The organism is Emcibacteraceae bacterium (assembly GCA_041396985.1).
Lineage (GTDB): Bacteria > Pseudomonadota > Alphaproteobacteria > Sphingomonadales > Emcibacteraceae > Pseudemcibacter.
In genome coordinates, this window is record JAWKXO010000004.1 from 346,086 (window position 1) to 359,038 (window position 12,953).

The 12,953-nt window shown below is 44.7% G+C and carries 13 protein-coding genes; 4 read left to right on the top strand and 9 right to left on the bottom strand.

Annotation, left to right across the window (positions count from 1 at the left end):
- Positions 1-79: 79 nt before the first annotated feature.
- The 8 genes from R3D86_12530 to R3D86_12565 form a co-directional block, all read right to left on the bottom strand.
- Complete coding sequence (locus tag R3D86_12530; GenBank protein MEZ5759038.1) at positions 80-1,246, bottom strand: isovaleryl-CoA dehydrogenase; 1,167 nt, start codon at positions 1,244-1,246, stop codon at positions 80-82.
- A 15-nt stretch (positions 1,247-1,261) separates the two neighbouring features.
- Positions 1,262-2,128 (bottom strand): hydroxymethylglutaryl-CoA lyase, encoded by an 867-nt coding sequence (locus tag R3D86_12535; GenBank protein MEZ5759039.1) that lies wholly within the window; start codon positions 2,126-2,128, stop codon positions 1,262-1,264.
- A complete protein-coding gene (locus R3D86_12540) occupies positions 2,121-4,112 on the bottom strand; it encodes an acetyl/propionyl/methylcrotonyl-CoA carboxylase subunit alpha (protein MEZ5759040.1) in 1,992 nt (663 codons plus the stop codon). Before R3D86_12540 ends, R3D86_12535 begins: the two co-directional genes overlap by 8 nt.
- Positions 4,105-4,893 carry an enoyl-CoA hydratase-related protein gene (locus R3D86_12545; protein MEZ5759041.1) on the bottom strand — a complete coding sequence of 263 codons (789 nt, stop codon included), beginning with the start codon at positions 4,891-4,893 and terminating at the stop codon, positions 4,105-4,107. Before R3D86_12545 ends, R3D86_12540 begins: the two co-directional genes overlap by 8 nt.
- Positions 4,894-4,896: 3 nt before the next feature.
- Positions 4,897-6,504 carry a carboxyl transferase domain-containing protein gene (locus R3D86_12550; protein ID MEZ5759042.1) on the bottom strand — a complete coding sequence of 536 codons (1,608 nt, stop codon included), beginning with the start codon at positions 6,502-6,504 and terminating at the stop codon, positions 4,897-4,899.
- Between the two features lie 82 nt (positions 6,505-6,586).
- Positions 6,587-7,522, bottom strand: a complete 936-nt coding sequence (locus R3D86_12555; protein ID MEZ5759043.1) for a tRNA-dihydrouridine synthase — start codon at positions 7,520-7,522, stop codon at positions 6,587-6,589.
- Between the two features lie 3 nt (positions 7,523-7,525).
- The gene (locus R3D86_12560) at positions 7,526-8,755 is read right to left on the bottom strand and encodes a serine hydrolase domain-containing protein (protein ID MEZ5759044.1); all 1,230 of its coding nucleotides are present in this window, start codon (positions 8,753-8,755) and stop codon (positions 7,526-7,528) included.
- A gap of 58 nt (positions 8,756-8,813) precedes the next feature.
- Positions 8,814-9,188: a hypothetical protein gene (locus tag R3D86_12565; protein MEZ5759045.1), complete on the bottom strand. Its 375-nt coding sequence runs from the start codon at positions 9,186-9,188 to the stop codon at positions 8,814-8,816.
- Positions 9,189-9,302: 114 nt separating this feature from the next.
- Here R3D86_12565 and R3D86_12570 point away from each other — a divergent pair, with 114 nt between their 5' ends.
- Together R3D86_12570 and R3D86_12575 are read left to right on the top strand one after the other, a co-directional pair.
- A complete protein-coding gene (locus R3D86_12570) occupies positions 9,303-10,202 on the top strand; it encodes a LysR family transcriptional regulator (GenBank protein MEZ5759046.1) in 900 nt (299 codons plus the stop codon).
- A gap of 13 nt (positions 10,203-10,215) precedes the next feature.
- Positions 10,216-11,091, top strand: coding sequence for an AEC family transporter (locus R3D86_12575; GenBank protein ID MEZ5759047.1), 876 nt, complete (start codon positions 10,216-10,218; stop codon positions 11,089-11,091).
- Here the strand turns inward: R3D86_12575 and R3D86_12580 are convergent.
- Positions 11,088-11,354: a BolA family protein gene (locus R3D86_12580; GenBank protein ID MEZ5759048.1), complete on the bottom strand. Its 267-nt coding sequence runs from the start codon at positions 11,352-11,354 to the stop codon at positions 11,088-11,090. The two genes, R3D86_12575 and R3D86_12580, sit on opposite strands and share 4 nt — an antisense overlap.
- 97 nt (positions 11,355-11,451) lie before the next feature.
- On the opposite strand from R3D86_12580, the gene R3D86_12585 reads away from it, so the two are divergent.
- A complete protein-coding gene (locus tag R3D86_12585; GenBank protein MEZ5759049.1) occupies positions 11,452-11,931 on the top strand; it encodes a J domain-containing protein in 480 nt (159 codons plus the stop codon).
- 24 nt (positions 11,932-11,955) lie between these two features.
- A complete protein-coding gene (gene cobS, locus R3D86_12590) occupies positions 11,956-12,945 on the top strand; it encodes a cobaltochelatase subunit CobS (GenBank protein MEZ5759050.1) in 990 nt (329 codons plus the stop codon).
- The last annotated feature ends 8 nt before the right edge of the window (positions 12,946-12,953 follow it).

A 12,953-nucleotide genomic window follows, 5' to 3' on the forward strand; every position in this document is an offset into this window, starting at 1 on the left:
TAAAGTCTTAACAAAATAAATTTTTTAGCCGCTAAATAAAAATATTTTTAAAAGAGAAAAAGAGCAGAACCCCTAGGGTTCAAGCAGTTTCTGAAAACAGCTCACGACCGATGAGCATACGTCTGATTTCACTGGTACCCGCACCGATTTCAAAAAGCTTCGCATCACGAAGCAATCGACCGGTGGAAAATTCATTAATATAGCCATTCCCACCGAGACACTGTATCGCCTGAAGTGCCATTTGCGTCGCTTTTTCAGCGGAATATAAAATACAGCCGGCCGCATCCTTACGGGTCGTTTCGCCGCGGTCACAGGCCATTGCCACTGCATATACATAACTGCGGCAGGCATTTAGCTCAGTATACATATCGGCAACCTTCCCCTGAATGAACTGGAATTCGCCAATCGACTGACCAAATTGCTTGCGGTCATGAATATAGGGAAGCACGACATCCAGGCACGCCTGCATAATCCCTAGCGGCCCACCAGAAAGAATGACCCTTTCATAATCTAGACCGGACATTAATACCCTAACCCCTGAATCCACTGCTCCCAGAACATTGTCCTCCGGCACTTCACAATCTTCAAACACGAGCTCACATGTGTTCGATCCGCGCATACCAAGCTTGTCAAGTTTTTGTGCCGTTGAAAAACCTTTAAATCCTTTTTCAACAATAAAGGCAGTCATTCCCTTTGATCCTGCTTCCATATTCGTTTTGGCATAAACCACCAGCACATCAGCATTTGGGCCGTTTGTGATCCACATTTTGGTCCCGTTAAGGATATAGGTATGCCCTTTTTTCTCAGCTTTCAATTTCATGCTGACAACATCGGACCCTGCACCGCTTTCACTCATGGCAAGGGCACCGACATGTTCACCGCTGAGCAATTTTGGCAGATATTTTTTCTTTTGTTCATCACTGCCGTTTCTGTTGATCTGGTTCACGCACAGGTTTGAATGGGCACCGTAGCTAAGACCGACACTGGCGGATGCCCGTGAAATTTCCTCAACCGCAATCGTATGGGCAAGATAGCCCATTTCCGAACCACCATATTGCTCTGGCACAGTCATACCCAGCAGTCCCAGTTCCCCAAATTTCTGCCACAGGTCTTCCGGAAAATCATTTTCACGGTCAATTGCTTCGGCGCGGGGCGCGATTTCATCGGCTGAAAATTTACGCACCATGTCACGGAGCATATTAATATCATCACTATGACCGAAATTTAAGGATGGATAGGAAACCATTTTATCACCTTTTCATTAATTCTGAATGCGCGCGAGCGCCTTTGTTACAAAACTTGCTATTTCTATAATTTTCTCTAAATCAATGCCTGTACGGATGCCCATTTCCCCAAGCATCGTGAGAACCGCTTCTGTTGCCACATTTCCGCTCGCCCCTTCGGCATAAGGACATCCCCCTAACCCGGCAACCGAACTGTCAAAGGTCCTGATCCCCTGTTCGAGCCCCTCTTTGATATTGTTCAGGGCATTTCCATATGTGTCATGGCAATGCAGTGCCAGATCATTGCTGCTCATTACCGCCTTATGTGCGATCAGAAGTTTCTCAAAATCTTTCGGTTTTCCCTTGCCGATGGTATCGCCAAGGGATATCTGATAACAGCCCATTTTCATAAGTTCCTCAGACACCCTAACGACATCTATTGCGGCAATTGCCCCTTCATAAGGACAGTGGGTTACACAGGAAACATAACCACGCACAGGCAATTTATGATCAAAGGCAATTTCCATAACAGGTTTGAACCGTTCAATGCTTTCTAGAATGGAACAGTTGATATTGCTTTGACTGAAGCTTTCCGATGCAGCCGCAAATATGGCCACTTCGTCTGCAGATGCCTTAATTGCCGCCTCAATCCCTTTGACATTTGGTGTAAGGGCCGCATAAGTGACGCCAGACACCCGGTCAATAGATGTCATGACATCTGCGTTGTCAGCCATTTGTGGAACCCATTTCGGGGAAACGAAGCTGGTCACTTCAATTTTTCTGAGCCCAGTTCGTGACAGCCTGTTGATCAGATCAACTTTTGTGGCGGTGCTGACAAATTTTGCTTCATTCTGAAGCCCGTCCCTTGGCCCCACTTCATAAATGATGACGTCTGTATCACTCATCCCCATCTCTTTCCGCAATTCTGAAGAGGACCTCACCGTCTGATACCTGCATTTCCAGCTTCAAGTCATTAAAGTGAACGATACCCTTGCGTGGCGCTTTGATGGTATGTTCCATTTTCATGGCTTCCAGGATAACAAGCGGTTCACCCTCTTCAACTTCTGCACCATCCTCCACAAGGATATTTGAAACTTTTCCAGGCATTGGCGTGATGACTGTCCCGCTTTTGGCCTGATCATCCTGTTTGTCTGCCCCGGGAATATAATGATGAAGATAGGCGACTTTACCATCACAAAATACTGTAAAATCCTGTTTTTGCATGATGACCTTGCCGCTGATCTTCCGTCCGTCAATCAGAATACTGAAGTCATCCTGAACTTTTTTGAGCAATTTAACTTTAAACGACCTGTCAGAAACGGAAATTTCAAATCCATCCTTAAGGTATGTCACACCAACTTCATGGGAATTGTTATTCGCCGTAAATGTCAAATTTACTTTAAGGTTATGATTCAGCTGCCAGCCGTCTGTCCAATCCCAAACATCCTGTCCTTCCATATGCGGCATAAGGTCTGATAACGCGGCAAGAACCAATACCGGCACTGGCATTTCATCAAAACGTCTTGTCAGCTCAACTCTATGTTTTTCTATAAAACCGGTATCAAAGTCAGCAACACTGAAAGATTTATTCATGAATACATGATAAAGAAATTCCAGATTGGTTTTTACACCGGCGATGGCCGTATTTTTAATGACCCGTCGCATATGCCGGAGTGCTTCACTGCGGTTCTGACCCCAGACAACCAGTTTGGCGATCATCGGGTCATAATAAATGCTGATCTCGTCGCCCTGATCAATTCCACTATCGAGCCGAAAATTAAGATCAGGTGCCGGACAACTGAAATAATTAATTTTCCCTGTTTGCGGCAAAAAATTATTACCCGGGTCTTCAGCATATAGGCGCGCTTCAAACGCGTGACCGTTTAGCTTTATATCATCCTGCTTTAGCGGAAGTCTTTCACCCGCTGCAACACGTAATTGCCATTCAACAAGATCAAGTCCGGTAATCATTTCTGTAACCGGATGCTCGACTTGTAGACGCGTATTCATTTCCATAAAATAAAAGGGTGCGTCCTTTAAGCCATTTTCAACATCAACTATAAATTCAATAGTTCCGGCCCCGCGATATTTTATCGCCTTTGCCGCCCGGGTTGCTGTTTCCCCAATTTCATAGCGCATATCATCACTCAGGTCGGGAGCTGGTGCTTCTTCGATAATTTTCTGATGACGCCGCTGCAATGAACAGTCCCGCTCATGAAGGTAGACGGCATTTCCAACCATATCGGCAAATATCTGTACCTCGATATGCCGTGCCTTTCGGATATATTTCTCAAGCAGCACCCGGTCATTGCCAAATGACGCTTTTGCTTCACGTTTAGCACTGCTGAGGGCCTGTGCAAATTGACCACTATTCTCAACCAGTCTCATCCCCTTGCCACCGCCACCGGCGACCGCCTTGATCAGGAGCGGATATCCAATGTCATCTGCTTTTTCAGATAAAAATACAGCGTCCTGATGATCACCGTCATAACCCGGAACCACGGGAACGCCCGCTTCCTCCATTGCTTTTTTGGCCTGGTCTTTGAGCCCCATCAGTCTGATGGCATCAGCAGTTGGGCCGATAAAACGAATTTCCGCTTCTTCACAGTCGCGGGCAAATTCTTCATTTTCTGATAAAAATCCGTACCCCGGATGAATAGCACTGGCACCGCTTTTACGGGCCGTTGCAATAATTTTGCTGCCATTTAGATAACTGTCCGCGGCATCAGCTGCGCCAATTTCATAGGCTTCATCAGCAAGCCTTACATGGCGTGCCGATGCATCAACACTTGAATAAACAGCGACCGTTTTGATGCCTATTTTTCTTGCCGTCTTTATAATCCGGCAGGCAATTTCACCACGGTTGGCAATAAGAATTTTTTCAAACATCTTCTGTCCAATCGGGTTTTTTCTTGCTTAAAAAAGCATTTAATCCTTTGGCCGCTTCAGCTGACACTCTGGCCGCAGCAATTCTTTTTGCGCTGTCCCGCCTTATTTCGTCAGAAATCGGAACATCATTATAGTCTATGGCCAGCATTTTTGCTTTTTTCATGGCACCTGGCGCATTGCTACGTAAAGTATAGAGCAGGCTTTCAACCTTGCTCTGAAGATCTTCAAAAGACGTATAAATCTCATGAATAAGTCCGATCTCAAGTGCCTTCTCACAGCCGAACCTTTCCCCTGTCTGGAAATAACGTTTTGCGTATCGTCCCCCGATGGCATTGATAACATATGGTGAAATGGTTGCCGGAATTAACCCTAAAGTGACTTCAGACATAGAAAATTTGCTTTGTTCATCGGCATAGACAATATCAGAACAGCTGATCAAGCCAATGGCACCTCCCATATTAGCGCCCTGAACACAGGTAATTGTCAGCTGGGGTAAATGATATAAGGCATTCAGCATGTTGCTTAGCTTCATCGCATCCTGAAAGTTTTCCTCTTCTGAATAGCCCGCTGCCTGCTTCATCCATTTCAAATCAGCCCCTGCCGTGAAACTTGCCCCGGTACCGGAAAGAAGAAGTATATTTGTATTCGGGCAGCTTGCAAGATCATGAAATGCCGCCGTCAGGTCGGCAATCATTTGTGCGTTAAAGGCATTATGCACTTCGGGGCGGTTAAGGATAATACGGGCAATACCGTCTTCAGATTTTTCAAATAATATTGTCATGATTTACATCCTGAATATGCCGAATTTTGTTTCTTTTATGGGTGCATTAAGGCTGGCCGATAAAGACAGGCCAAGGACCCGCCTGGTATCCGCTGGGTCAATAACACCGTCATCCCAAAGCCGCGCCGAAGAATAATAGGGGTGGCCCTGATGCTCATATTGCGCGGTTATCGGCTTTTTAAATTCTTCTTCCTCACTGACTGACCATTTTTCCCCTTTGCGTTCCATTCCTTCCCGTTTTACCGTTGCCAGAACACCCGCCGCCTGTTCCCCGCCCATAACGGAAATTCTTGCATTCGGCCACATCCATAGGAACCGGGGATCATAAGCACGGCCACACATGCCATAATTGCCCGCACCGAATGACCCGCCAATTATAACCGTAAATTTTGGCACATTGGCACAGGACACGGCCGTAACCATCTTCGCGCCGTCACGGGCTATACCGCCCGTTTCATATTTTTCCCCAACCATAAACCCGGTAATATTCTGTAAGAAGACCAGCGGAATTTTTCGGGCAGCGCAGAGCTCGATAAAATGTGCGCCTTTCAATGCCGATTGTGAAAAAAGCACCCCGTTATTGGCTATGATACCCACCGGCATACCGTAAATATGCGCAAAACCACAAACCAGCGTTGGACCATAACGTTTCTTAAATTCATCAAATTCGCTGCCATCAACAATGCGGGCGATCACTTCCCTCACATCATAGGGAATCTTAAGCTCAGTCGGGACTATTCCATACAGCTCTTCAACATCATAAAGTGGCTCAATTGTTTCTTTGGTAACCAGATCATGTTTTTTGCTTCGGTTCAGATTGCTGACGATAGACCGGGTAATTTCAAGCGCATGATTATCATCATCCGCCAGATGATCCGCAACACCGGAAATTCGTGTATGGACATCTCCGCCGCCAAGGGCTTCTGCTGTTACTTCTTCTCCTGTTGCGGCCTTGACCAGTGGCGGCCCGGCAAGAAATATTGTGCCCTGATCCCTGACAATCACATTTTCATCGCTCATTGCCGGGACATATGCGCCACCAGCCGTACAGGAGCCCATAACCACCGCTATCTGCGGAATATTATTGGCTGACATTTTAGCCTGATTATAAAATATGCGTCCGAAATGATCCCTGTCCGGAAATACTTCATCCTGATTTGGCAGATTGGCACCGCCACTATCAACCAGATAAATACAGGGAAGATTATTAGCCGCAGCTATTTCCTGCGCGCGCAGATGTTTTTTTACGGTCAGCGGAAAATAGGTACCGCCCTTAACGGTCGCATCATTACAAATAATGACACATTCCTGCCCTGATACCCTTCCTATTCCGGTAATAATTCCGGCGGCCGGTACTTCAGCATCATAAACCTCAAAAGCCGCTAACTGCGAAAATTCCAAAAATGCGCTACCCTTATCAAGCAGACGTCGTATACGGTCACGCGCCAACAGTTTGCCGCGCTCAATATGACGCTGGCGTGATTTCTCATCACCCCCCAATTCTATTCTGGTAATTTTGTCATGGAGGTCAGATAAAAGCGCATCCATTTTGGTTTTATTCGCCATGAATTCTGATCCTTCCGGATCAATAGAGCTTTTTATGACAGCCATAATTATTCACCCCTGCTTTATGTTGAGGTTTAAAGAATAGCAAATTTCTTATTATAGATAAAATTAATAATATTTATTCTATTCATAGATAATTTCTATTAATAATATCCATTATCTCATCATATTGCCGTTTGGTTCTGATCTCATTGAAAAACACATCCGCCTCCCTATATTGACGCATAAGATAACGGCACCATTGTTTTATCCGGTTAGGCACCAGATTACGGTTTTTAACATCCCTTCTTGCCTGTGCATACTGAACCATAAGAGTGCACGTCTCCTTCCAACTTAAAGGAACAGCATCTTTTTTGATCACATCTGCCAAATTGGGTAATGAAAGGCCGCCCCGACCAATCATAATATCCGCGCACTCACTTTCCCGGATACAGTTCATGGCATCCTCCTTCGACCAGATATCCCCATTGGCAACCACAGGCAGCTTTACATGTTTTTTTATTTTAGCAATCCAGTGCCAGTGTGCCGGTGGTTTATACCCTTCGACTTTGGTGCGAGCGTGGATGGCCAGGCTCGTGGCACCCGCCGCTTCAATAGAAACTGCATTTTCAATGGCTAGAGTTTTATCCTCATACCCAAGTCGCATTTTCACCGTTACAGGAATGTCCTTATTCACCGCTTTGCGAACTTCGCTTACAATACCAAAAACGGTCTCCGGTTCCGTTAAAAGAATGGATCCTCCTCTATGATTGTTTACCGTTTTAGCCGGACAGCCAAAATTTAGATCAATGCCGGGCGCTCCCAACTCAGCTGCCCGATTTGCATTTTCCGCCATCCAGTTTTTATCCTGGCCCAGCAATTGAATAAAAACCGGCGTGCCTGATGATGTCCGTCCGCCTGCTAACAGTTCGGGCGAATATTTTATAAATTGAGTTTTTGATAATAGATGATCATTAACGCGGATAAATTCGGTAACGGCATGATCATATGATCCACCCGCGGTTAATTGTTCGCGCATTGCGAAATCAATTACACCTTCCATGGGTGCCAAAATTATTTTCATTTATTATAAAGCTGGAACGGCTAACGGTTTATCACGCGGCACTATTGAGGTGACAATATTAACTCTTCTCTTGGGCACAGGCTTTTTAACAACTTTTGCAACAGTTATTTTCGGCTCCGGTGTAAATACTTCTGTCCAGAATTTTGCATTAAGATCGCCACCCATTCTGGTTTCCGCATTCAGAAGCATCACAAGTGCAAGATTTTTTTCCGTTGAATAGGCAATTTCTGAACGGAACCCGGCAACAGACCCGCCATGATAAATAAGTTCCGTATCCCCAACATCATAAATGCGCCAACCATATCCGTAATAGGCATTTTTAAGAATAGACCGCCAGTTACGTTTTCTCATCTCTTTTAAAGTGCGGATATGTTTTGTTGTTACCGTATCTATAACAGTTTGGGGATATGCCTGTGGGAATGCGCCCATCTGCGCCATGACCCATTTTGCCATATCAGAAATACTGGCATTGACACCCGCTGCCGGCAAAAGATGATAATAACTTGGTGTTACTTTGGTTTTTGTCCAGCCTCTTTTTGTAAGAACATGGGGTTCTGCATGATTAGGATTTCCCAGAAAAGCCTCATACCCCAGTGAAGCATGCTCCATGCCAAGAGGGTCAAAAATATAGCTATACATAAGATCGGTATAGCTAGAGGAAGTGGCACGCTCAATCACCGGCTGGATCAGACTGTAAAGCACATTTTGATACCCATAACATTCCCCAAGCTTGCAACTTGGATCAATATCCTTGAATTTGGCAATAATTTTTGACATGGGATAATTGGCTTCTACCAGATTATCATAGGCATTATGAACGAGGCTGGAACTTTGGCTAAGGATGTGATTTACGGTTAGATTGTTGGTATAATTGCTGGATTTAAATCTGAATTCGGGAACATAATCGACAATTTTATCGTCCCAGTGAAATTTATCTTCTGCGACAAGTTCCGCAGTGAGGCCAGCAGCAAAAGTTTTGGATACGCTCGCCAGTCTGAAAACAGTATTTTCATCAACAGGTGCAGTTCCCCCTTTTGCGCGAACACCGACCCCTTTCATGGCAATGACCTCACCATTATGGATAATGGCATAGGCACCACCGGGCACATTATTTTTCTTGAGTTCTTCCTGGAAGTCTTTTTCGAAATTGGCAACAATCTCGTCTATCGAAGCAGCGGAGGCAACCGATACGAGACAAAAAAACAATAAACCAACAAAACTTAAAAATCGCATGTATTATTCCGCTTTAAAAAGCAACCCATCCCTTACCCTAAACTATAACCGAAAAGGGTTAATCTTTAAATAATTCATTTATTTTTTGATAACTGTACAGCAAATAAGTGAAAATTGGAACTAAAACTGCAACAATTATCGGTGCCCAGATAGACAAATAGGTCTTTGATGCCAATGTAGGGGAATAAAAAATTGCCAGAAATGAGCCAAAATCACCAATCACAAAAAGCCAGAACAGAACCAACTTGGGCCACTTAAATCCTTTTCTGCTATAGTAAATTAAATTCCCCAACACTATTGCCGGTGCAAAAAAACGTGTGGTTGGAATGATAAAATGATGTTCAAGAACACTTTGTTCAAAGGTTTTCCAGACCAAAAACAGAATAACCAGAGAGACCAGACTTTCCGGCCAGTTTTTCTTAATTCCTTCCATGTAAATGCTCCCTCATAATTTTTATTTGTATTTTTACCTTAAAAATACGGATTTTACAAACACCATAAACATAGATAGTATCTATCAATAAATAAATTAGCGAAAAAAATATCAATGATAGAGAATTATCAGCTTCGTTATTTTCTGGCTGTGGTCGAAACCGGTAGTTTTACAAAAGCCGCCAAAAGGGTTTTTGTCACGCAGCCCACATTATCAGCTGGGATAAAAAAACTGGAAGCGGATCTGGGTAGCAAACTTTTTGACCGCACATCAAAAAGAGTATTCCTGACCGAAAGTGGCACCAGATTTGTTCCCCACGCAAAATCAATTCTTTATCAGCTTAACCTGGCGGAAGCGGATATAAAATCTACCGGTCAGTCGCATCTTTTACGCCTTGGTATCCTTATGACAATTCCAGCAGCGATTATTGCCAATATACTCACAGCATTTAACAGGGAGGTCGGCGGACTGGTAACAGAACTTTTCGAAGGTACGGAGCAGGAAATCCAGAACCGTCTTGATGAAGGAAAAATTGATATTGCCCTGACAATCCTGCGCCCGACATTAAAACTGGAAAAAATACCCCTTTATAAGGAGGGTTATTCGGTTGCGCTCGCAGAACACCACCCGCTTGCCCAGCAAAAGGTGCCGATCCATCCGGCTGAATTTGCCGGTGAGCCAACAATCGTCAGGTCCCGCTGCGAAATTTTGAGTGAAACCAGCCGTTTTTTTACCGATCATAATGTCCGCCCCCGACTTGTTTATAACACTGCCCAGGACGAAAGGGCGCTTTCAATGGTGGCCGCTGGGGTCGGATTTACCACAATGCCTGATCACTACCAGGCAGACGGGGTTAAGCGGATTAAAATGATCGGCTATGATTTTTTGCGGGAAATAGGACTTGTAAAAACCGCTTATCAGTTAAGCGGGGAAAGATCCGCCCTGATTGATCAGTTCTGTACATTTTCAAAGGTCCAGCTGCCGGAAATCACCTTTAACCGGGAGCAACTATGATATTGGAACATTTATGTTTATAGAGCTCATCAACATTATCTTCCCTGTCTTTCTTCTGGCCCTTGCCGGTTATTTCTGGGTCAGGCTTGGCTATGATTATCCCACTGAATTTGTCACCCGACTCAATATGAATTTTGGTGCTCCCTGTCTGGTTTTTGTCGGCATCCTTAATATGGGCAATGACCTTACGACCATGACGACCTTCATGTTTGCTTCGGCCATCGCCATAACCCTAATGCTGATTGTCACGACTATCTTTGTTTTTGCAACCGGCCTGCCAAAACGTGGGTATATAATTGCGCTCTCCTCTTCAAACTGCGGTAATATGGGTATTCCGCTTTGTCTGTTTGCCTTCGGACAGCCGGGTATGTCACTGGCAATCGCCTATTTCGCAGTCGGATCATTTTTTCAGTTTACAGTTTCCCTTTTCATTTCCCACGGCAACATGAATGCGTCTTCCCTATTCCGGATTTCATTTCTGTGGGGGATTGCTGCCGCCCTTTTCTTTATTCTGACGGGGATCACGCCACCAAAATGGATCATGAATACAACCGAACTTCTTGCCGGTGTCACCGTGCCATTGATGCTGCTGACACTTGGGGCCTCCCTTGCCACATTAAGGGTGATCAAGCTTGGTAAAATAATATCAATCGGCCTTTTAAAAATTGCCTTTGGCATGGCGATTGGCATTGCCACCGCCAGCTATTTTGGTTTTGAAGGAATAACCCGCAATGTCCTGATTATGCAGATGTCGATGCCGGTTGCTGTATTCAGCTATCTGCTGGCGTCAAAATATAACCGAAATCCCGAAGAAGTGGCGAGCCTGATCATGACCACCACACTGACCAGCTTTATCACCGTGCCGCTGATGTTGCTTTACCTTTTTTAATCATCCGTTCCCTTTAAATTCAGGGAAAGAGCGTGAATTGGTCCGGCCAGTTCCTCTTTTAAAATATGATAGACCAGACGCTGACGTTCAACCCGGTTTTTGCCGTTTAATTCGCTTGCTGTCATATTGATATGGAAGTGGGTTTCCCCTTCGGGACGGGCCCCCGCATGACCGGCATGTTTATGTGATTCATCAATAACTTCCAAAAATTCCGGATTTATAGATTTATTCACTTTTAATTCAATATTTTCTTTTACAGTCATGAAAGTCTTCCTATTCAGTATGATTTTGAATTGACGATGTTATAATAGGATTGTGCAATCAGAACAACAAGCGAATGTTTAATTCATGAATAACAACATGGCACAAAGACAGTGTGAATGGCAGAATTGCGAAAAGGAAGGTCGGTACCGTATCCAGACCTCCTCGGACCTAAATGATATACACTGGTTTTGCCAGACCCATGCCCGAACATTTGACCTTAGTGTTGTAAATCAGGGGCCATTTATCGGTGCCGCCGGCACAAGCTGGACCAAAAACAATTCACAAACAAAATCCAATTACAATGGATTTGAGCAAGCCGCCAAGGGCATCGATAAGGATATCCGCATTCGCCATGTGGCAAAAAACAAAGTGATCAGTTATACGCGGGAAGACATCGGAAACTTAAAAACACTCGGCCTAGATACCGGGGCAACCACAGATGAAATAAAAAAAGCATATAAAAAACTTGTCAAACATTGCCATCCCGATCAGAATCCCGATCTGGAAAATGGAATATATATATTCAACAAAATTAATGAGGCCTATAACGCCTTGAAAGATAAAGATTTTAATTAAGATAATTAGCAGGCAGACTTTAAAATGACGACACAGATAAGCAAAGACTCCGGCATCCCGGATATGCTTTTAAATGTAAATCAGGTTTTTGGCATTGAGTCCGATATGGAAATTCATGGTTTTTCCGAACCAAATGAACATGTACCGGAAATTGATGAAAATTATATTTTTGATCATGATACAACACTGGCTATCCTGGCTGGTTTTGCGTTTAACCGCCGTGTCATGGTGCAGGGTTATCACGGTACAGGGAAATCAACCCATATTGAGCAGGTCGCTGCCCGCCTGAACTGGCCTTGCTTACGGATCAATCTGGACAGTCACATCAGCCGTATTGACCTGATCGGTAAGGATGCCATCACTCTTAAAGACGGGGTTCAGATCACTGAATTCAAGGAAGGCATATTGCCGTGGGCGCTACAAAATCCAACGGCACTCGTTTTTGATGAATATGACGCCGGTCGCCCGGACGTTATGTTTGTGATCCAGCGCGTGCTTGAGGTTGCGGGCAAACTGACCCTGCTTGATCAGAACAGGGTGATCCACCCTCATCCGTCCTTCCGTCTGTTTTCGACAACCAACACCATTGGCCTTGGCGACACATCCGGACTTTATCACGGCACCCAACAAATCAATCAGGGACAGATGGACCGCTGGAGCATCGTGACTACGTTGAATTACCTGCCTCATGAGCATGAAGAAAACATTGTTGCCGCAAAAATGCCGATGATGCAAAATGAAGAAGACCTGAAAATCATCAAACAGATGGTTCAGGTTGCGGATCTCAGCCGTAAGGGTTTTATGAACGGGGATATTTCAACGGTTATGTCGCCAAGAACGGTTCTGACATGGGCGGAAAATTTTGAAATTTTCAAGGATCTTGCCTTTTCCTTCCGTCTTTCGTTCCTGAATAAATGTGACGAACTGGAACGTCCGGTCATAGCAGAATATTATCAGCGCTGCTTCGGCGAAGAACTGAAAGACGCGCCGGTGATCCAAAAGGCTGAATTTTAATATTACCC